This window comes from Kitasatospora sp. MMS16-BH015 (assembly GCF_002943525.1).
Classification (GTDB): Bacteria; Actinomycetota; Actinomycetes; order Streptomycetales; family Streptomycetaceae; genus Kitasatospora.
In genome coordinates, this window is record NZ_CP025394.1 from 5,560,932 (window position 1) to 5,581,641 (window position 20,710).

The 20,710-nt window shown below is 67.9% G+C and carries 16 protein-coding genes; 11 read left to right on the plus strand and 5 right to left on the minus strand.

The window, feature by feature from the left end:
* Positions 1 to 224 precede the first annotated feature (224 nt).
* The 11 genes from typA (at position 225) to CFP65_RS24100 (ending at position 14,139) form a co-directional block, all read left to right on the plus strand.
* Positions 225 to 2,093: a translational GTPase TypA gene (gene typA / locus CFP65_RS24050; RefSeq protein ID WP_104818144.1), complete on the plus strand. Its 1,869-nt coding sequence runs from the start codon at positions 225 to 227 to the stop codon at positions 2,091 to 2,093.
* 393 nt (positions 2,094 to 2,486) lie between these two features.
* On the plus strand, positions 2,487 to 4,121 hold the full coding sequence (locus CFP65_RS24055; RefSeq protein ID WP_104818145.1) for an ABC transporter substrate-binding protein: 1,635 nt from the start codon (positions 2,487 to 2,489) through the stop codon (positions 4,119 to 4,121).
* A 133-nt stretch (positions 4,122 to 4,254) separates the two neighbouring features.
* Positions 4,255 to 5,181: an ABC transporter permease gene (locus CFP65_RS24060; RefSeq protein WP_104818146.1), complete on the plus strand. Its 927-nt coding sequence runs from the start codon at positions 4,255 to 4,257 to the stop codon at positions 5,179 to 5,181.
* A complete protein-coding gene (locus tag CFP65_RS24065; protein WP_104818147.1) occupies positions 5,174 to 6,103 on the plus strand; it encodes an ABC transporter permease in 930 nt (309 codons plus the stop codon). Before CFP65_RS24060 ends, CFP65_RS24065 begins: the two co-directional genes overlap by 8 nt.
* 14 nt (positions 6,104 to 6,117) lie before the next feature.
* A complete protein-coding gene (locus tag CFP65_RS24070) occupies positions 6,118 to 7,167 on the plus strand; it encodes an ABC transporter ATP-binding protein (protein WP_104818148.1) in 1,050 nt (349 codons plus the stop codon).
* Positions 7,160 to 8,176 carry an ABC transporter ATP-binding protein gene (locus CFP65_RS24075; protein ID WP_104818149.1) on the plus strand — a complete coding sequence of 339 codons (1,017 nt, stop codon included), beginning with the start codon at positions 7,160 to 7,162 and terminating at the stop codon, positions 8,174 to 8,176. The genes CFP65_RS24070 and CFP65_RS24075 overlap by 8 nt, the downstream gene beginning before the upstream one ends.
* Before the next feature lie 198 nt (positions 8,177 to 8,374).
* The gene (locus CFP65_RS24080) at positions 8,375 to 9,994 is read left to right on the plus strand and encodes an ABC transporter substrate-binding protein (protein ID WP_104818150.1); all 1,620 of its coding nucleotides are present in this window, start codon (positions 8,375 to 8,377) and stop codon (positions 9,992 to 9,994) included.
* Positions 9,995 to 10,089: 95 nt separating this feature from the next.
* Positions 10,090 to 11,016, plus strand: coding sequence for an ABC transporter permease (locus CFP65_RS24085; protein WP_104818151.1), 927 nt, complete (start codon positions 10,090 to 10,092; stop codon positions 11,014 to 11,016).
* Positions 11,009 to 12,004, plus strand: coding sequence for an ABC transporter permease (locus CFP65_RS24090; protein ID WP_104818152.1), 996 nt, complete (start codon positions 11,009 to 11,011; stop codon positions 12,002 to 12,004). Before CFP65_RS24085 ends, CFP65_RS24090 begins: the two co-directional genes overlap by 8 nt.
* A 16-nt stretch (positions 12,005 to 12,020) precedes the next feature.
* Positions 12,021 to 13,073 (plus strand): ABC transporter ATP-binding protein, encoded by a 1,053-nt coding sequence (locus tag CFP65_RS24095; RefSeq protein ID WP_104818153.1) that lies wholly within the window; start codon positions 12,021 to 12,023, stop codon positions 13,071 to 13,073.
* Positions 13,063 to 14,139, plus strand: coding sequence for an ABC transporter ATP-binding protein (locus tag CFP65_RS24100; RefSeq protein WP_104818154.1), 1,077 nt, complete (start codon positions 13,063 to 13,065; stop codon positions 14,137 to 14,139). Before CFP65_RS24095 ends, CFP65_RS24100 begins: the two co-directional genes overlap by 11 nt.
* A gap of 105 nt (positions 14,140 to 14,244) precedes the next feature.
* Here the strand turns inward: CFP65_RS24100 and CFP65_RS24105 are convergent, their stop codons facing one another.
* The 5 genes from CFP65_RS24105 to CFP65_RS24125 form a co-directional block, all read right to left on the minus strand.
* Positions 14,245 to 15,309: an ABC transporter ATP-binding protein gene (locus CFP65_RS24105; RefSeq protein ID WP_104818155.1), complete on the minus strand. Its 1,065-nt coding sequence runs from the start codon at positions 15,307 to 15,309 to the stop codon at positions 14,245 to 14,247.
* 19 nt (positions 15,310 to 15,328) lie between these two features.
* A complete protein-coding gene (locus CFP65_RS24110) occupies positions 15,329 to 16,396 on the minus strand; it encodes an ABC transporter ATP-binding protein (protein WP_104818156.1) in 1,068 nt (355 codons plus the stop codon).
* Between the two features lie 73 nt (positions 16,397 to 16,469).
* Positions 16,470 to 17,447: an ABC transporter permease gene (locus CFP65_RS24115; RefSeq protein ID WP_104818157.1), complete on the minus strand. Its 978-nt coding sequence runs from the start codon at positions 17,445 to 17,447 to the stop codon at positions 16,470 to 16,472.
* Between the two features lie 149 nt (positions 17,448 to 17,596).
* Complete coding sequence (locus tag CFP65_RS24120; RefSeq protein ID WP_104818158.1) at positions 17,597 to 19,363, minus strand: ABC transporter substrate-binding protein; 1,767 nt, start codon at positions 19,361 to 19,363, stop codon at positions 17,597 to 17,599.
* Between the two features lie 112 nt (positions 19,364 to 19,475).
* Entirely contained in the window at positions 19,476 to 20,501 is a 1,026-nt protein-coding gene (locus CFP65_RS24125; RefSeq protein WP_104818159.1) for an ABC transporter permease, read from the minus strand.
* Between the last annotated feature and the right edge of the window lie 209 nt (positions 20,502 to 20,710).

Genomic DNA, 20,710 nt, shown 5'->3' on the forward strand with positions numbered 1-20,710 from the left:
GTGCCTGGTCAGCCGGCCGGTCGCGCCTGACCAGCGCCGGAATCGGGCCCCGCGTGTTGTGATCTTGAGCGCACAGCGCCCGTCCGGACCTGCCCGTTTCCGCGCCGTTGGGATGTTCCCCGTACGATAGGAGGAAGCCGTGGCATGTCGTGCCCGGCGGGTGCCGGTAGTAGCAGGTGGTAAGCCGGGCGCCTAACCCACGATTCCGGGAGAATCCGCTCAGCATGCCCACGCGCAATGACATCCGCAACGTTGCCATCGTCGCCCACGTCGACCACGGCAAGACCACCCTGGTCGACGCCATGCTGAAGCAGGCCGGCGCCTTCGCTGCCCACCAGCACCTCGACGACCGGATGATGGACTCGAACGACCTCGAGCGCGAGAAGGGCATCACCATTCTCGCGAAGAACACCGCGGTCAAGTACCACCCCAAGGAGGGTGGCGCGCCGATCACGATCAACATCATCGACACCCCGGGCCACGCCGACTTCGGTGGCGAGGTCGAGCGCGGCCTGTCGATGGTCGACGCGGTCGTCCTCCTGGTCGACGCCTCCGAGGGTCCGCTGCCGCAGACCCGCTTCGTGCTCCGCAAGGCCCTGACCGCCAAGCTGCCGGTCATCCTCTGCATCAACAAGACCGACCGTCCGGACTCCCGGATCGACGAGGTCATCAACGAGACCTACGACCTCTTCCTGGACCTGGACGCCACCGAGGACCAGATCGAGTTCCCGATCGTCTACGCCTGTGCGCGTGACGGCGTCGCCTCGATGACCAAGCCGGAGAACGGCACCGTCCCGGCCGACAGCACCTCGCTGGAGCCGTTCTTCTCCACGATCCTCGAGCACGTCCCGGCCCCGACCTACGACGAGGACGCCCCGCTCCAGGCCCACGTCACCAACCTGGACGCCGACAACTTCCTCGGCCGCATCGCGCTCTGCCGCATCGAGCAGGGCGAGCTGCGCAAGGGCCAGCAGGTCGCGTGGATGAAGCGCGACGGCTCGGTCCAGCAGGTCAAGATCACCGAGCTGCTGATGACCGAGGCGCTCACCCGCAAGCCGGCCGAGGTGGCGGGCCCCGGTGACATCTGCGCCGTCGCCGGCATCCCCGAGATCATGATCGGTGAGACCCTCGCCGACCTGGAGAACCCCGTCGCGCTGCCGCTGATCACGGTGGACGAGCCGGCCATCTCCATGGTCATCGGCACCAACACCTCGCCGCTGGTCGGCAAGGGCGGCAAGGGCCACAAGGTCACCGCCCGCATGGTGAAGGACCGCCTGGACCGCGAGCTGATCGGTAACGTCTCGCTCCGCGTGCTGCCGACCGAGCGTCCGGACGCCTGGGAGGTCCAGGGCCGTGGTGAGCTCGCGCTGGCCATCCTGGTCGAGACCATGCGCCGGGAGCTCTTCGAGCTGACCGTCGGCAAGCCGCAGGTCGTCACCAAGGTCATCAACGGCAAGGTCCACGAGCCGGTCGAGCGGATGACCATCGACAGCCCCGAGGAGTACCTCGGCGCCATCACCCAGCTGATGGCGACCCGCAAGGGCCGCATGGAGACCATGACGAACCACGGCTCCGGCTGGGTCCGCATGGAGTTCATCGTCCCCTCGCGCGGCCTGATCGGCTTCCGCACCCAGTTCCTCACCGACACCCGCGGCACGGGCATCGCGCACTCCATCTTCGAGGGCCACGAGCCGTGGTTCGGCGAGCTCCGGATGCGCAACAACGGTTCGCTGGTGGCCGACCGCGCGGGCGTCGTGACGCCGTTCGCGATGATGGGCATCCAGGAGCGCGGCACGCTCTTCGTCGAGCCCACCACCGAGGTGTACGAGGGCATGATCGTCGGCGAGAACTCGCGCCAGGACGACATGGACATCAACATCACCAAGGAGAAGAAGCTCACCAACATGCGTGCGGCTTCCTCCGACACCACCGAGAACCTGGTGCCGCCGCGCAAGCTCTCGCTGGAGCAGAGCCTCGAGTTCTGCCGCGAGGACGAGTGCATCGAGGTGACCCCGGAGACCGTGCGCATCCGCAAGGTCGTCCTGGACCAGAAGGAGCGCGGCCGCACGGCCTCGCGCGCCAAGAAGAACTAAGCACCACCCCGGGCGCCGCCCGGCACGCTCCTTCGGGAGGGTGCCGGGCGGCGCCTTTTCCGTATGCGATCTGCGTCACTCTCCGCTGTCGGCGGGTGTAACGGGCACAGGCCCGGAGTGTCCGTTAATCGGACGTGACCACCCGTCATCCATGACAACTGTCCGTTTCATGCCTGTCTGCGTATGTCTGATATGTCCGAATCTTGACATCAATCCGTCTTTCATGTGACCGAATTGAGATCCGTATTGGTCAAGTTGGTGGCCGAGAGTGACAGATAGTGGGGGTGTCGAGCTCGGGTCAAGGGTCACGCGCAGGGGTGCGCGCCGCGGCCCCGAGCGAGGCGGTGCCGCGTGCGCCGCCACGTTTGCAACACGGATTCAGGAGGCACACCCATGCGCGGTGCCAGCCAGGCCAAGTGGGTCGTCGCAGCTGTCGCGGTCGCCCTCGCCGCCACTGCTTGCGGTAGCGGGTCGTCCAGCAGCGGTGGTTCGAGCAGCGGCGCGGTCAACGCGCAGGGCGTGTTCAGCTACCAGAGCGGTGAGCCGCAGCGCCCGCTCCAGCCGGCCAACGCCATGGAGGTCCTCGGCGGCCGCGTGATCAAGCAGCTCTTCAAGGGCCTGGTCGACTACGACCCCGCGACCGGCAAGCTGCGCAACCAGGTCGCCGACAAGATCGAGACCACCGACGCCCAGCACTACACCGTCACCCTGAAGCAGGGCTGGACCTTCCACGACGGCACCCCGGTGACCGCCAAGTCCTTCGTCGACGCGTGGAACTGGTCGGCGAACGTCAAGAACGACCAGATCAACTCGGACTGGTTCTCCGACATCGCCGGCTACGACGCCGTCCACCCGGACAAGGGCGAGCCGACCGCCACCACCATGTCCGGCCTGAAGGTCGTCGACGACACCCACTTCACCATCGCGCTGACCGGCCCGGTCTCGTACTTCCAGTACAAGCTCGGCTACACGGCCTTCGCGCCGCTGCCCGAGGGCTTCTTCAAGGACCCGGTGAAGTACGGCAACAACCCGATCGGGAACGGCCCGTACAAGTTCGTCTCCTGGGAGCACAACAAGGCGATCACCGTCGCCGCCTACGACAAGTACGCGGGCGTCGACAAGCCGAAGAACGGCGGCATCGTCTTCAAGAACTACGCCCAGGCCGAGGGTGCCTACAAGGACCTGGTCTCGGACAACCTGGACGTGCTGGACCAGGTCGACCCGAGCGACCTCGCCTCGTACAAGAGCGACCTGGGCGACCGCGCCGTCGACCAGCCGCAGGGCTCCATCCAGAGCATCTCGATCGCCATGTACCAGCCGGACTGGCAGGGCGTGGACAAGGCGAAGGTCCGTCAGGGCCTGTCGATGGCCATCGACCGCGACACCATCACCAAGACCGTGCTCCAGGGTTCGCGCCAGCCGGCCAACTCCTGGGTCGCCCCGGGTGCGATGGGCTACAAGGACAACGCCTGCGGCGAGGCCTGCAGCTTCAACCCGACCAAGGCCAAGCAGCTGGTCACCGAGGGCGGCGGCGTCCCGAACAACAAGCTGACCATCGTCTACAACTCGGACGGCGGGCACAAGGAGTGGGTGGACGCGGTCTGCAACTCCATCCGCCAGGCCACCGGCGTGGACTGCGTCGGCGACCCGAAGCCGGACATGAAGACGGCCCGCGACATCATCAAGAAGAAGCAGGTCAGCAGCGCGATGCGGACCGGCTGGCAGCAGGACTACCCGCTGAACGCCAACTTCCTGCGGGACGTCTACGGCACCGGCGCCGCCGCCAACGACTCGGGCTACTCCAGCCCGGAGTTCGACAAGCTGGCCGCCGCGGCCGACAAGGCCACCACGGTCGAGCAGACCGCCGACCTGTACCAGCAGGCCGAGGCCCAGCTGGCCAAGGACATGCCGGCGATCCCGCTCTGGTACTACAAGACCACCGCCGGCTACTCGAACAACGTGCAGAACGTGAAGTACGACTCCTTCGGCGACCCGGTCTTCACCCAGGTCGAGGTCAAGCAGAAGTAACCAGCCCGGCACCGCACGGCTGAACCGATACGGCCGGTGCCCGCGCCCGCCCCCGAGGGCGGGTCAGGCACCGGCCGTTGTCACGCCCTCTGACGCCGGACCACGGTCGGTCAGAGCTTTGGATGGAGGCACGATGGGGCGCTTTGTCGCGAGGCGACTGCTCCAAATGATCCCGGTCTTCCTGGGAACGATCACCCTGATCTTCTTCATGGTGCACGTCCTGCCCGGAGACCCGGTCGCCGCGATGTGGGGCGACAAGGCGGCCGACCCGGCCCAGATGGCGGCGCTCAAGCACAAGCTCGGGCTCGACCAGTCGCTGACCCAGCAGTACTTCACGTACCTGGGCCACCTGTTCACCGGTGACTTCGGCACCTCGCTGGACGGCCGCAAGGTGATCGACAAGATCAGTGCCGCCTTCCCGGTGACGCTGCGGCTGGCGCTGATGGCCTTCGCCATCGAGCTGGTGCTCGGCGTGACGATCGGTCTGTTCGCCGGCCTGCGCCGGGGCAAGGCCTTCGACAAGTCCACCCTGGTGCTGACCCTGCTGCTGATCTCCGTCCCGGTGCCGGTGCTCGGCTTCATCTTCCAGAACGTCTTCGCCATCCAGCTCAAGTGGGTCACCCCCACCGTGCAGGACTCGATGGACCTCGGCCAGCTGGTGCTGCCGGCCTTCGTGCTCGGCTCGCTCTCGCTCGCCTACGTGGCCCGGCTCACCCGGACCTCGATCGCCGAGAACATCAAGGCCGACTACATGCGCACCGCGGTGGCCAAGGGCCTGCCGCGCCGCAAGGTGATCGGCACCCACCTGCTGCGCAACTCGATGATCCCGGTGGTCACCTTCCTCGGCACCGACCTGGGCGCCCTGATGGGCGGCGCGATCGTCACCGAGGGCATCTTCAACGTCAAGGGCATCGGCAACGAGCTGTACCACGCCATCAACCTGAAGGAAGGCGCCACCGTCTCCGGCATCGTCGTCGTGCTGGTGCTCGTCTACCTCGCCGCCAGCCTGCTCGTCGACCTGCTCTACGCGGTCCTGGACCCGAGGATTCGGTATGCCTGACGTGCTCGAGAAGACCAACGAGGCCGTGGCCGCCCCGGCCGCCGCGCCCAAGCCGGAGAAGGCCCGCAGCCTGGGCTCGGACGCCTGGCAGGACCTGCGCAAGCGCCCGATCTTCATCCTCTCCGCGCTGATCATCCTGCTGCTGATCGCCTTCGCGATCGCCCCCAGTCTGTTCACCTCGGTGGACCCGCGGGCCGGCGACCTCCAGCACCACTACCTGACCAAGCCGAACTACACCCACTTCTTCCAGGCGGACTGGTTCGGCTACGACGGCCAGGGCCGGTCGATCTACGCCCGCCTGATCTACGGCGCCCGCGCCTCGGTCGTGGTCGGCATCTGCGTCACCGCCGGCGTCACCCTGCTGGGCGGCATCGCCGGCATGGTGGCCGGCTACTACGGCGGCTGGGTCGACACGGTCATCTCCCGGGTCACTGACATCTTCTTCGGCATCCCGCTGCTGCTCGGCGCCCTGGTGGTGCTCAACGCCTTCTCCACCCGCACCATCTGGTCGGTGGTCTTCGCGCTGGTGGTGCTCGGCTGGACCCAGATGACCCGCGTGATGCGCGGCTCGGTGATCACCGTCAAGCAGGCCGACTACGTCACCGCCGCCAAGGCGCTGGGTGCCGGCACCGGCCGGATCATGCTCAAGCACATCCTGCCGAACGCGATCGCCCCGGTGATCGTGGTCGCCACCATCGCGCTCGGCGGCTACATCGCCACCGAGGCGACGCTGAGCTTCCTCGGCATCGGCCTCCAGGACCCGACCATCTCCTGGGGCATCGACATCAACTCCGCCCAGAAGGTCATCCGGACGGCGCCGTTCGTGCTGTTCTTCCCCGCCGGTGCGCTCTCGCTCACGGTGCTGGCCTTCATCATGCTCGGCGACGCGGTGCGCGACGCCCTCGACCCGAAGCTGCGCTGAGAGGGGCACGCACCATGACCACTGTGATCGAGAAGCCCGCCGGGGCCGACCGCCCCGCCCCGGGCACCCCGCTGCTCGAAGTCCGCGACCTGCACGTGGAGTTCAAGACCCGCGACGGCGTGGCCAAGGCCGTCAACGGCGTCAACTACTCGGTGAGCGCCGGTGAGACGCTCGCGGTGCTCGGCGAATCCGGCTCCGGCAAGTCCGTCACCGCGCAGACCATCATGGGCATCCTCGACATGCCCCCCGGCCGGATCACCTCGGGCGAGATCCTCTACCGCGGCCAGGACATGCTCAAGATGAGCAACGAGGAGCGCCGGAAGATCCGCGGCCGGAAGATCGCGATGATCTTCCAGGACGCGCTCTCCTCGCTCAACCCGGTGCTCAGCGTGGGCTACCAGCTCGGCGAGATGTTCCGGGTGCACCAGGGTGCCTCCAAGAAGGAGGCCAAGGCCAAGGCCATCGAGCTGATGGACCGGGTGCGCATCCCGGCCGCCGCCCAGCGGGTGGGGGACTACCCGCACCAGTTCTCCGGCGGCATGCGCCAGCGCATCATGATCGCCATGGCGCTGGCCCTGGAGCCGGACCTGATCATCGCCGACGAGCCCACCACGGCGCTCGACGTGACCGTGCAGGCCCAGGTGATGGACCTGCTGGCGGAGCTGCAGGCCGAGTACCACATGGGCCTGATCCTGATCACCCACGACCTCGGCGTGGTGGCCGACGTGGCCGACAAGATCGCGGTGATGTACGCCGGCCGGATCGTCGAGACCGCCCCCGTGCACGAGCTGTACGCCAACCCGGCGCACCCGTACACCGAGGGCCTGCTGCGCTCGATCCCGCGCCTGGACCAGAAGGGCCAGGAGCTCTACGCGATCAAGGGCCTGCCGCCGAACCTCTACAAGGTGCCGGCCGGCTGCGCCTTCAACCCGCGCTGCGAGGTGGCCACCGACCGCTGCCGCACCGAGATCCCCGCCCTGCACCAGGTGACCGACCGCGAGGGCGCCGAGCTGGCCGGCCGCCGCAGCGCGTGCCACCTCTGGAAGGAGACCCTCCATGGCTGAGCAGCCCATCCTCGAGGTCAAGGACCTGGTCAAGCACTACCCGCTGAGCCAGGGCGTGCTGGTCAAGAAGCAGGTCGGCGCGGTCAAGGCCGTGGACGGCATCAGCTTCGAGCTGATGCGCGGCGAGACGCTCGGCATCGTCGGCGAATCCGGCTGCGGCAAGTCCACGCTGGCCAAGGTGCTGATGAACCTGGAGCGGGCCACCGCCGGGCAGGTGCTCTACAAGGGCGAGGACATCTCCAAGCTCTCCGGCGCCGCCCTCAAGGCCGTGCGCCGCAACATCCAGATGGTCTTCCAGGACCCGTACACCTCGCTCAACCCCCGCATGACGGTGGGCGACATCATCGGCGAGCCCTACGAGATCCACCCCGAGGTGGCCCCCAAGGGCGACCGCCGCAAGGCCGTGCAGGACCTGCTGGACGTGGTCGGGCTCAACCCCGAGTACATCAACCGGTACCCGCACCAGTTCTCCGGCGGCCAGCGCCAGCGCATCGGCATCGCCCGAGGCCTCGCGCTCAAGCCCGAGGTCATCATCTGCGACGAGCCGGTCTCCGCGCTGGACGTCTCGGTGCAGGCCCAGGTGATCAACCTGCTGGAGCAGCTCCAGAAGGACTTCGAGCTCTCGTACATGTTCATCGCCCACGACCTCTCGATCGTGCGCCACATCTCCGACCGGGTCGGGGTCATGTACCTCGGCAAGATGGTCGAGATCGGCACCGACGAGGAGATCTACGAGCACGCCACCCACCCGTACACCCAGGCGCTGCTCTCCGCCGTGCCGGTGCCGGACCCGACGGCCCGCGAGACCCGCGACCGGATCGTGCTCCAGGGCGACATCCCCTCCCCGGCCAACCCGCCCTCCGGCTGCCGCTTCCGCACCCGCTGCTGGAAGGCGGAGGCGCGCTGTTCGGAGGAGCTGCCGCTGCTCGCCGTCCCGAAGCTGGACGGCCCGGCCGCCCACGAATCGGCCTGCCATTTCGCGGCGGAGCGCGTGCTCGCTGGGGCGTGATCTTTCGGGGGCGCGGGGAACTGCGCGACCAGCCCTCTACGTACGTGGACGGTTGAGCGCGCAGTTCCCCGCGCCCTTGGTGTGGTTGCTCTGAGTGGTCATCGGAAAACCCATCCGGCCGTACATCGGTCGCGCCGCCGCCGAGAGGCGCTTCTTATGGGGTGTGATGCGACACACACCCCTGAGGAGGGACTCTTCATGCCCGCAGTCACCCGCGTTCGCTGGGCCGTGATCGGTGCGACTTCCGTGGCCCTGGTGGCCACGGGTTGCAGCAGTAGCGGCAGCAGCAGCTCGTCCTCCGACACGAGCAAGACCTTCAGTTACCAGAGCAGCGAGCCGCAGAACCCGCTGCAGCCGGCGAACGCGAACGAGGTCGGCGGCGGTCGCATCATCCAGAACCTCTTCCGCGGGCTGGTCGACTACGACCCGGCCAACGGGAAGCTGCGCAACCAGGTGGCCGACAAGATCGACACCACCGACTCGCAGACCTTCAACGTCACGCTGAAGTCGGGCTGGACCTTCCACGACGGCACGCCGGTCAAGGCGAAGAGCTTCGTTGACGCCTGGAACTGGGCCGCGACGGTCAGCAACAACCAGATCAACAGCTCCTGGTTCTCCGACATCGAGGGCTACGCCGACGTCCACCCCAAGAGCGGGTCGCCCGCCAAGACCACCATGTCGGGCCTGACGGTGGTGGACGACACCCACTTCACCATCAAGCTGGTCAACAAGGTCTCGTACTTCCCGTACAAGCTCGGCTACCCGGCCTTCTCGCCGCTGCCCGAGGGCTTCTTCAAGGACCCGGCGGGCTTCGGCCAGAAGCCGGTCGGCAACGGGCCGTACCAGTTCGTCAGCTGGGAGCACAACACCGCCGTCACCACCAAGGCCTTCCCGAACTACCAGGGCGTGGACAAGGCGAAGAACGGCGGCATCGTCTTCAAGATGTACACCACCGCCGAGGCGGCCTACGCGGACCTGCAGTCCAACAACCTCGACGTGATGGACCAGGTGCCGCCCTCCGCGCTGGCGAACTACAAGAACGACCTGGGCGACCGGGCGATCGACTCCCCGCAGGGCGCCATCCAGAACATCGGCTTCACGCTCTACCAGCCGGACTGGGCCGGGGCGAACATGGCCAAGGTCCGGCAGGGCCTGTCGATGGCGATCGACCGCGACACCATCACCAAGACGGTGCTGCAGAGCTCCCGCAAGCCCGCCACCGCCTGGGTCGCCGAGGGGGTCGAGGGCTACAAGGCCGGCACCTGCGGTGACTTCTGCACCTTCAACGCGACCAAGGCCAAGCAGCTGGTCACCGAGGGCGGCGGCGTCCCCGGCAACTCGCTGAAGATCACCTACAACGCGGACGGCGGCCACAAGGAGTGGGTGGACGCGGTCTGCAACTCCATCCGGCAGTCCACCGGGGTCAACTGCGTCGGTGACCCGAAGACGGACTTCAAGACCGCCCGCGCGGCGATCACCGGGCACACCATCGACGGTGCCTTCCGCACCGGCTGGGTCCAGGACTACCCGCTGAACGCCAACTTCCTCCACGACGTCTACGTCACCGGCGCCGCCTCCAACGACTTCGGCTACAGCAGCGCGGCCTTCGACGCCGCCGCGAAGAAGGCCGACGAGGCCGCCAGTGTCGAGGCCTCGGAGACCGGCTACCAGGAGGCCGAGGCCCAGCTCGCGCAGGACTTCCCGGCCATCCCGCTCTGGTACTACCGGACCAACTCGGGCTACTCGACCAAGGTCCAGAACGTGAAGTTCGACTCCTTCGGCAACCCCGCTTGGACCAACGTCCAGGTCAAGGGCTGACCACCCCCCTCGCCGGCCCCGCCCTCCCCGCACGGGGGGCGGGGCCCAGGCACTAGAGACCCGTTAGCCCCGCTGCACGCGGAAGGAGGCACGAGATGGGCAGCTACGTCCTACGGCGAGTGCTCCAGATGATCCCGGTGTTCTTCGGCGCCACACTCCTCATCTTCCTGATGGTCTACACCCTGCCGGGCGACCCGATCGCGGCGCTGTTCGGCGACAAGGCCGCCGACCCCGCCCAGGTGGCCAGCCTGAAGCACCAGTACTACCTCGACCAGCCGCTCTGGAAGCAGTACCTGCACTACATGGGCAACGTCTTCCAGCTGGACTTCGGCCAGAGCTTCACCGGCCGCCCGGTCTCCAGCATCATGGCGGACGCCTTCCCGATCACCATCCGGCTGGCCCTGGTGGCCTTCGTCTTCGAGATCGTCGTCGGCCTCGCCCTCGGCCTGGTGGCCGGCCTGTACCGGGGCAGCTTCGCGGACACCCTGGTGCTGGTGCTCACCCTGATCGTGATCTCGATCCCGGTCTTCGTGCTCGGCTACATCGCGCAGAACATCTTCGCGATCAAGCTCGGCTGGGTCACCGCGACCGTCCAGAACTCCACGGACATCAGCGAACTGCTGCTACCCGGCGCCGTGCTGGCCTCGCTCTCGCTCGCGTACGTGGCCCGGCTCACCCGGACCTCGATCGGCGAGAACCTGCGGGCCGACTACATGCGCACCGCCGTCGCCAAGGGCCTGCCCCGACGGACCATCATCGGCCGCCACCTGCTGCGCAACTCGCTCATCCCGGTGGTCACCTTCCTCGGCACCGACCTGGGCGCCCTGATGGGCGGCGCGATCGTCACCGAGGGCATCTTCAACATCCAGGGCGTCGGCAACGTGCTCTACAAGGCGATCCGGACCAAGGAGGGGCCGACGGTGGTCGGCATCGTCACCGTCCTGGTGCTGGTCTACCTGGTCGCCAGCCTGGTGGTGGACCTGCTCTACGCCGTCCTGGACCCGAGGATCCGCTATGCCTGACGACTTGAACGACCCGAAGCGCCCCACGCCGCCCCTCGGCAACGCCCACCTGGACTACGTCGGCAACCAGGGCCTGGCGGTCGAGCAGGACACCCTCACCGAGCCGGACCCGGCCAAGCGCGAGGAGGCCCGCAGCCTCTGGGGCGACGCCTGGCGCGACCTGCGGCGGCGGCCGATCTTCATCATCTCGGCCCTGCTGATCGTGCTGCTGGTGATCATCGCGATCTTCCCCGGCCTCTTCACCGACGCCGACCCGCGCAAGGCCGACCTGGTCAACAACTACCTGAAGAAGCCCGACTGGTCGGACGTGTTCGGGGCCGGCTGGTTCGGCTACGACGGCCAGGGCCGGTCGATCTACGCCCGGGTGCTCTACGGCGCCCGCGCCTCGATCACCGTCGGCATCTGCGTCACCGCCGGCGTGACCCTGCTCGGCGGGCTCACCGGCATGGTGGCGGGCTACTTCGGCGGCTGGGTGGATTCGGTGATCTCCCGGATCATCGACATCTTCTTCGGCATCCCGCTGCTGCTCGGCGCCCTGGTGCTGCTCAACGCCTTCACCACCCGCAACGTCTGGAGCGTGGTCATCGCGCTGGCCGTGCTCGGCTGGACCCAGCTGGCCCGCGTCATGCGCGGTGCGGTGATCACCGTCAAGCAGGCCGACTACGTGGTGGCCGGCAAGGCGCTGGGCGCGGGCACCAACCGCCTGATGTTCCGGCACATCCTGCCGAACGCGGTGGCCCCGGTGATCGTGGTCGCCACCATCGCGCTCGGCGGCTACATCGCGGCCGAGGCGACGCTGAGCTTCCTCGGCATCGGCCTCCAGGACCCGACCATCTCCTGGGGCGTGGACATCTCCTCGGCCCAGAAGGTGATCCGCACGGCTCCGTTCGCGCTGTTCTTCCCGGCCGCCGCACTGTCCGTGACGGTGCTGGCCTTCATCATGCTGGGCGACGCCGTGCGCGACGCCCTCGACCCGAAGCTGCGCTGAGAGGGGCCCGGCAACCATGACCACAGCGGTCGAGACCGGCAAGCCCGCCCGGGAGGCGCCCTACCAGGGGCCGCTGCTCGACGTGCGGGACCTGCACGTGGAGTTCAAGACCCGGGACGGCGTGGCCCGGGCCGTCAACGGCGTCAACTACTCGGTGAGCGCGGGCGAGACGCTCGCGGTGCTCGGCGAATCCGGCTCCGGCAAGTCCGTCACCGCGCAGGCGATCATGGGCATCCTGGACATGCCCCCGGCCCGGATCCCCAAGGGGGAGATCCTCTACCGGGGCCAGGACATGCTCAAGCTGTCCAAGGAGGAGCGCCGGCAGATCCGCGGCCAGAAGATCGCGATGATCTTCCAGGACGCGCTCTCCTCGCTCAACCCCGTCCTGAGCGTCGGCTTCCAACTGGGCGAGATGTTCCGCGCCCACCGGGGTGTCTCCCGCAAGGAGGCCAAGGCCAAGGCGATCGAGCTGATGGACCGGGTCCGCATCCCCGCCGCCGCCCAGCGGGTGGGGGACTACCCGCACCAGTTCTCCGGCGGTATGCGCCAGCGCATCATGATCGCCATGGCGCTGGCCCTGGAGCCGGACCTGATCATCGCCGACGAGCCCACCACGGCCCTGGACGTCACCGTCCAGGCGCAGGTGATGGACCTGCTGGCGGAGCTGCAGGCCGAGTACCACATGGGCCTGATCCTGATCACCCACGACCTCGGCGTGGTCGCCGACGTGGCCGACAAGATCGCGGTGATGTACGCCGGCCGGATCGTCGAGACCGCCCCCGTGCACGAGCTCTACGCCAACCCGGCGCACCCGTACACCCGAGGGCTGCTCGACTCCATCCCGCGCCTGGACCAGAAGGGCCAGGAGCTCTTCGCGATCAAGGGCCTGCCGCCGAACCTGCTCCGGGTGCCGCCGGGCTGCGCGTTCAACCCGCGCTGCCCCCGGGCCCAGGACATCTGCCGGCAGGAGATCCCGATGCTCTTCCCCGTGACGGAGGAGGACGGCGCCGAGCTGCCCGGCCGCGCCAGCGCCTGCTTCTTCTGGAAGGAGACCCTCCATGACGCTTAACGGAGCCAGTGCGCTGGGCGCGGCCGTGCCGGAGGAGGCGGCCTTCGGCCAGCGGATCCCCAGTGGCGAGCCGATCCTGGAGGTCCGCGACCTGGTCAAGCACTTCCCGCTGACCAAGGGCATCCTCTTCAAGAAGCAGGTCGGCGCGGTCAAGGCCGTGGACGGGGTCAGCTTCGACCTGGTGCAGGGCGAGACGCTCGGCATCGTCGGCGAATCCGGCTGCGGCAAGTCCACCCTGGCCAAGGTGCTGATGAACCTGGAGCCGGCCACCAGCGGGTCGGTCCGGTACAAGGGCGAGGAGATCTCCCGGCTGTCCGGCGCCGCGCTCAAGGCCGTGCGCCGCAACATCCAGATGGTCTTCCAGGACCCGTACACCTCGCTCAACCCCCGGATGACGGTGGGCGACATCATCGGCGAGCCCTACGAGATCCACCCCGAGGTGGCCCCCAAGGGCGACCGCCGCAAGGCCGTGCAGGACCTCCTCGACGTGGTCGGGCTCAACCCCGAGTACATCAACCGGTACCCGCACCAGTTCTCCGGCGGCCAGCGCCAGCGGATCGGCATCGCCCGAGGCCTCGCGCTCAAGCCGGAGGTGATCATCTGCGACGAGCCGGTCTCCGCGCTGGACGTCTCGGTGCAGGCCCAGGTGATCAACCTGCTGGAGCAGCTCCAGGGCGAGTTCAACCTGTCGTACATGTTCATCGCCCACGACCTCTCGATCGTGCGGCACATCTCCGACCGGGTCGGGGTGATGTACCTCGGCAAGATGGTCGAGATCGGCACCGACCTGGAGATCTACGACCACGCCACCCACCCGTACACCCAGGCGCTGCTCTCGGCCGTGCCGGTGCCGGACCCGGCGGCGCGGGAGAGCCGGGACCGGATCGTGCTGGAGGGTGACGTCCCGTCGCCGGCCAACCCGCCCTCGGGGTGCCGGTTCCGGACGCGGTGCTGGCTCGCGCAGGAGAAGTGCGCGATCGAGGTGCCGCCGCTGATGGCCCGGTCGAACCTGCAGGGGTTGGCGGCGCACGACTCGGCGTGTCACTTCGCGCAGGAGCGGCAGTAACGCAAGGGGCGCGGGGAACTGCGCGAGTGCGGAAGGTGCGGACCTGTACTCTTCCGGTTTCGCGCAGTTCCCCGCGCCCCTGGTGGTGCAACCTCAGATGGTGCGTTACTTCGCGTCCCGCGGAGCGGGCACGGCCGCCTGGCCGTCCTCGGGGAAGTGGCAGGCCGTCAGGTGGCCCTCGGCGTTGCCGGAGAGCTGGACCAGCGGGGGCTCCTCCGTGGCGCACTTGTCCTGGGCCTTCCAGCAGCGGGTGCGGAAGCGGCAGCCGGACGGCGGGTTGATCGGGGACGGGACGTCGCCGATCAGGCGGATCTGCTCGCGGTGGTCGTCCGGGTCGGCCTCGGGGACGGCGGAGAGCAGGGCGTGGGTGTACGGGTGGCGCGGGGTCTCGTACAGCGACTTGCGGTCGGCGATCTCGACGATCTTGCCGAGGTACATGACCGCGACGCGCTGCGAGAAGTGCCGGACGACCGCGAGGTCGTGGGCGATGAAGAGGAAGGCGATGCCGAGGTCCTTCTGCAGCTCCTGCAGGAGGTTGACGACCTGGGCCTGGATCGAGACGTCGAGCGCGGAGACCGGCTCGTCGGCCACGATCAGCTTCGGGTTGAGCGAGAGCGCGCGGGCCACGCCGATGCGCTGGCGCTGACCGCCGGAGAACTCGTGCGGGAAGCGGTTGTAGTGCTCGGGGTTGAGACCGACGGTCTCAAGGAGCTCCTGGACGCGGCGCTGGATGCCCTGCGGCGGGTTGATGCCGTTGATCTCCATCGGCGCGCCGATGATCGAACCGACGGTCTGCCGCGGGTTGAGCGAGGAGTACGGGTCCTGGAAGATCATCTGGATCTCGGACCGGATCGGAGCGAGCTCCTTGCGGTTCGCGTGCGAGATGTCCTTGCCCTGGTACTTGATGGTGCCGGCCGTGGGCTCGTAGAGCCGGGTGACCAGGCGGCCCAGGGTCGACTTGCCGCAGCCGGACTCGCCGACCAGGCCCACCGACTCGTTGGCGGCGACCGTCAGGTCCACGCCGTCGACGGCGTGCACGGCGCCGACCTGGCGCTTGAAGAGGAAGCCGTCCATCACGGGGAAGTGCTTCTGGAGCCCGGAGAGCTCCAGCAGGGTCTCACCGGCAGGGGTCTTGGCGCCGGCCTTCTCGAGGGTCAGTTCGTTGCTCATGGTGGTTAACCGGTCCCTCTCAGCCGAGCCGCGGCTGGATCTGGTCGATGAAGATGTCCTGCTTCTGCCCGGCGGACAGGTGGCAGGCGGTCGCGTGACCGCTCTGCGGGGCGAGCGGCGGGCGCTCGGAGGTGCACTTGCCGCCGACCACCTTCTCCATGTGGTCGCAGCGCGGGTTGAACGGGCAGCCCGTCGGCAGGTTGATCAGCGACGGCGGGGTGCCGCGGACCGGGGTGAGCGGCACGTCGACCGGGCCGGAGAGGCTCGGCATCGAGGAGAGCAGGCCCCAGGTGTACGGGTGCTGCGGGGTCTTGAGCACCTCGCGGACGGTGCCGCGCTCCACGGCGCGACCCGCGTACATCACCATGACGTTCTGCGCGGTGCGGGCCACCACGCCGAGGTCGTGGGTGATCAGGATGATCGCGGTGCCCATCTCCTGCTGCAGGTCCTTGAGCAGGTCGAGGATCTGCGCCTGGACGGTCACGTCGAGCGCGGTGGTCGGCTCGTCGGCGATGACCAGGGCCGGGTTGCAGACCAGCGACATGGCGATCATGGCGCGCTGGCGCATGCCACCGGAGAACTGGTGCGGGTAGTTGTCCACCCGGGTCTTCGGCTGCGGGATGCCGACCTTGGTCAGCATCTCGATCGCGCGGTCGCGGGCCTCGGACTTGCTGGCGCCGGTGTGCTTCTGGAAGGTCTCGCCGATCTGCTTGCCGATGGTGTGGAACGGCGAGAGCGCGGTCAGCGGGTCCTGGAAGATCATCGACATGGTGTGCCCCCGGAGCTTCTCCAGCTCCTTGTTGGGGGCGCCGACCAGCTCCTGGCCCTGCAGCTTGATCGAGCCGCCGATCTCGGTGTTGACCGGGTTGTGCAGGCCCAGGATGGCGAGGTTGGTCACCGACTTGCCGGAACCGGACTCACCGACGATGCCGAGGGTGGTGCCCGCCTCGACCTCGAAGGAGAGGTTGTCCACGGCCCGGACCACGCCGTCCTCGGTGCTGAAACGGACCGAGAGGTCGCGGACGGAGAGGAAGGACGAGCTGCCGCCGGAGGCGGTCGTCCCCTCGGACTTGGCCAGGGTGGTCATGGACAGGGCTCCTCGGTGTGGTACGTGAGGTCGGGACTGCGGGTCGGCCGGGGGTGTCGGCCGGGCCAGGGGGTCAGGCGAGGCGGATGCGCGGGTCGATCATCGCGTACGCGGCGTCGACGACGATGTTGAACACCACGATCAGGAAGGAGGCCACCATGGTGACACCGACCAGCATCGAGAGGTCGGACTGGCTGTACGAGTCGATCGCCAGCCGGCCGAGGCCGTGCAGGTTGAAGGTGACCTCGGTGATGATCGCGCCGCCGAGCAGCACACCGAGGTCGATGCCGAAGACGGTGACGATGGTGCCCATCGCGCCGCGCCAGGCGAAGCGCAGGAAGACCGAGCGGCCCGACATGCCCTTGGCGCGCGCCGTCCGGACGTAGTCCTCGGTCAGCTGCTCGACCATCGAGGAGCGGGTCATACGGGTGTAGTTGGCGGTCCAGATCAGCGACAGGACGATCCACGGCACGAGCAGGCCGCCGGCCCAGCCCAGCGGGTCCTTGGTGAACGGGACGTAGTTCGGCAGGGACAGCCAGTCGGTGGAGTAGCACAGGGCCCAGAGGGCGAGCGGGCCGGCCACGTAGATCTGCATCGAGGAGGCGAGCAGCGAGGCGGAGCTGGCGATCTTGTCAATGGCCTTGCCCTGCTTGAGGGCGGCGAGCATGCCGGTGCCGACACCGAAGATGATGAAGATGATCGCGGAGCCGATGGTCAGCGACAGCGTGGTGGGGAATCGGTCGAGCAGGGTGCCGGTGATCATCTCCTGCTTGTCGAAGGAGTACCCGAAGCACGGGGCGCTGCAGTGGCCGGCCGCGTAGTCACGCCCGACGAAGATGCTGGTCAGCCAGTCCCAGTACTGCTCCGGTACCGGCTTGTCGAGGTTCATGCTGTGCCGGATCAGGGCCAGGTTCTCGGGGGTGCAGACCTTGCCGCAGGAGAGACGCGCCGGGTCCGCCGGGATGGCGAAGAAGAGCGCGAAGGTGACCATGCTGATGATCAGCAGGATGACGATGGCACCGAGTGAACGGCGGACGAGGAAACGGAGCATGGGTCGGGCTCTCCTGATCGGGGCGCCGGCTGCGAGTGCGGTGGGCGGAGCAGGGCGGGGTGGGGCTTGATGGGCCGGTGGCCGGGGCCCGGCGCGCCAGGGGTGTGGCGCGCCGGGCCCCCGCCGGGGTTACCGCTAGGTGCTGAGCGTCAGCCCTTGATGTAGATGTTCAGCGGGTACTGGAGGCCCTGCTGGGTGTCGAAGCTGACGCCACCGAGGCCCGAGCCGTACAGGCTCAGCGAGCGCTGGTAGACGTCCGGGATGGAGACGGCCTTCTTCTGCAGCTGCTGGTCGATCGCGGCCCAGGCCTTGCCCTGCGCGGCCGGGTCCTGGATCTTCAGGGCGTCGTCGATCGCCTTGTTGATCTCCGGGTCGTTCAGGTGCGCGTAGTTCGAGGCACCGTCAGCGATCGCGCGGCCGTCCCAGACCGGCTGCAGCGAGGTGTAGCCGGTCGGCCAGTCGGCGCCCCAGCCACCCCAGTAGAGGTCGTACTCGTTCTTCACGATGCCGATGGCGTCGTAGTAGGTCTTCGCCGGGAGCGGCTTCGGGACGAACTTGAAGCCGGCCGCCTCGAGGGCGATGCGGATCGCCTCGGTGACCTTCTGCTGGGCCGGGGTGTCGTTGTAGGCGTAGACGATCGTCTGGCCCAGCTTGCCCGCGTCCGTGAGGATCTTCTTGGCGGCCTCCGGGTCACCCTGCGGCTTCTTCAGGGTGTCGAACACGTCGCTCGCCTCGAAGCCGAGGACGGTCGGGCTCATGTAGGTGGTGGCGTAGTCGCCGTAGCTCGGGCCGCCCTGGACCTGACGGGTCTGCTGGTGCGGGAAGGCCCGGATGAGCGCCTCGCGGACCTTCTGGTCCGTGATGCGGGTGTTGTTGATGAAGTAGTAGTCCACGTACGGCGTGAGGCCGTTGAGGGTACGGTCCTTCAGCTTCTCGTCGCCCTTGACCTTGCTGACGTACTCGGCCGGGACCGTGTCGTGGAACGAGAAGGCGTTCTTGTCCGTGCCGTTGTCGGCCATGAAGCGCTCGGTGGCGTCCTTGGGCTGGACACCGAACTCCATGTGCCACTTGTCCGGGTACGCGTTGCGGATCGGGTCCGTCTTCGGGTCCCAGTTGGGGTTGCGCTCGAGGTCCAGCGACTTGTCGGTGACGTGCTCGACGATCTGGTACGGGCCAGAGGAGAACGGCTTCTTGTCGTACGCCTCCTTGGTGTCGTGCGCCTTCGGGACGATGCCGTAGCCGGCCATCGCGAAGGTGAAGTTCGCGTCGGCGTGGGCGTCCTTGAAGGTGTAGACGATCGTCTTGGCGTCCGGGGTGGCGACACCCGGCAGGTCGCCGGCGGCGGGGCCGGCGTACGCCTTGCGGTAGTCGTCACCGGCGAGCCAGGCCTGCAGGTAGGACGGGCCCGACTTGATGAACGGCTGGAAGGTGCGCTCGATCGAGTACTTGACGTCGTCCGAGGTGATCGGCGAGCCGTCCTGCCACTTCACGCCGTCCTTCAGCGTGAACTTCCAGGTCTTGCCACCGTCGGTGGTGGTGCCGGTGTCGGTGGCGAGGTCACCGACCAGCTTCTGGGAGCCGTCGGCGGCGACCTTGTAACCGGTCAGGCCACGGGTGAAGAGGAGCGAGACCTCAGCGTTGGTGTTGAGGTAGATCTGGCCCGGGTCCAGGTGGTTGAAGTCGTCACGGTCGATCATGTTGACCGTGCCGCCCGGCTTGGCGCCGGGCTGCGGGACGGCCGGACCGGTCGAGTCGGCCGCGGTGCCGACGGCGACGGTGGCGACCTTGGCGGTCGCGGGGGCGGCCGGCTTCGCGGAACCGCCGTCGGACTTGCTGCTGGAGCAAGCGGCCGTTGCGGTGAGAGCCCCGACAACCATGACGGCGGCTGCGAGCCTCGCCGACTTACGTGCGTTCATTGTTCATCCTGCCTGTTATGGAAGATGCCTGGTGATTCGGTGGGTTGCCCGGGGCGGGCGTGCCGATCCCCCCGGAGACTTTGGGTGGTGAAAGCCGCGACGGGCGGACCGTCTAGCGCTTGGTCTTCGGGTCGAAGGCGTCTCGCACCGAGTCGCCCAGGAGGTTGAAGGCCAGCACGAAGATGATCATCGCGATGCCGGGGACGAGGAGGAACGTGAGGTCCGTCTGGAGGTAGTCCGCCGCCTCGGCGAGCATCCGGCCCCAGTCCGGGGTCGGCTCGCCGATACCGACGCCGATGTAGGACAGACCGGCCTCGGCGGTCACGAAGGCCGGGAGGGCCAGGGTGGACTGCACCAGGATCGGCGTCCACAGGTTGGGCAGCAGCTCCTTGAAGATGATCCGCATCGGCGAGGCGCCGGTGACCTTGGCCGCCTCGACGAACTCGCGCTCGCGCAGGGACAGCACGGTGGCGCGCAGGATGCGGGCCAGCGACATCCAGCCGAGGCCGGAGAGCACGATCGTCACGACGACGAAGGGCAGCCAGGTGGGGATCGCCTCGTCCTTGGCGACGAACAGGCCGAGGACGACCGGCGTGGACGCGACCAGGAAGATCTGCGAGGGGAACGACATCAGGATGTCGATCAGCCGACCGATGAAGTAGTCGGTCTTGCCGCCGATGTAACCCGCCACCAGACCGAAGAAGATGCCCAGCGCGGTGGTGATCAGCGTGGTGGCGAAGGCGACGATCAGCGAGGTGCGGATGCCGTAGACCAGCTGCATGAAGAGGTCGCGGCCGAGCGGGGGCTCCAGACCGAGCCAGTGGTCGCCGCTGATGCCGCCGGTGCCCAGCGGCAGACCGGACTCGTCCAGCAGGCTCGGGTCGTTCTGGCCGTACGGGGTGTTCGCGTCCTTGCCGTAGAGCATCGAGATCAGCGGAGCCGCGATCGCGATCAGGATGAACAGCAACACGATGACGGCGCTGATGACGCCCGTGCGGTCGCGCTTGAAGCGGCGCCACATGAGCTGGCCAGGGGACAGCCCCCGGAAGACCGCGCCGTTGGTGGCGTCGGTCTGGCTGGGGGTGTCGGCCGTCCCGAGGGTGTCGGCCTCGGTCGGGGCCTGTGTGGGGTTAGTCATGGTGCTGGAGCTCCCGCCCGGGGTGTAGCGGCTGCAAAAAAGGTGATCGCACGGACTCTCGCAAGTCGTTTATCGAACGTCAAGAGTTCCCCAGTTGCTGGCCGCGCATTTCCTGCATTGTGCTGGAATGTCAACCACTTCGTAGTTCCAGACATCTTGACAAGCCTCGACTGAGACGGACGAAACCGGACATACCGGCGCATCTCGCG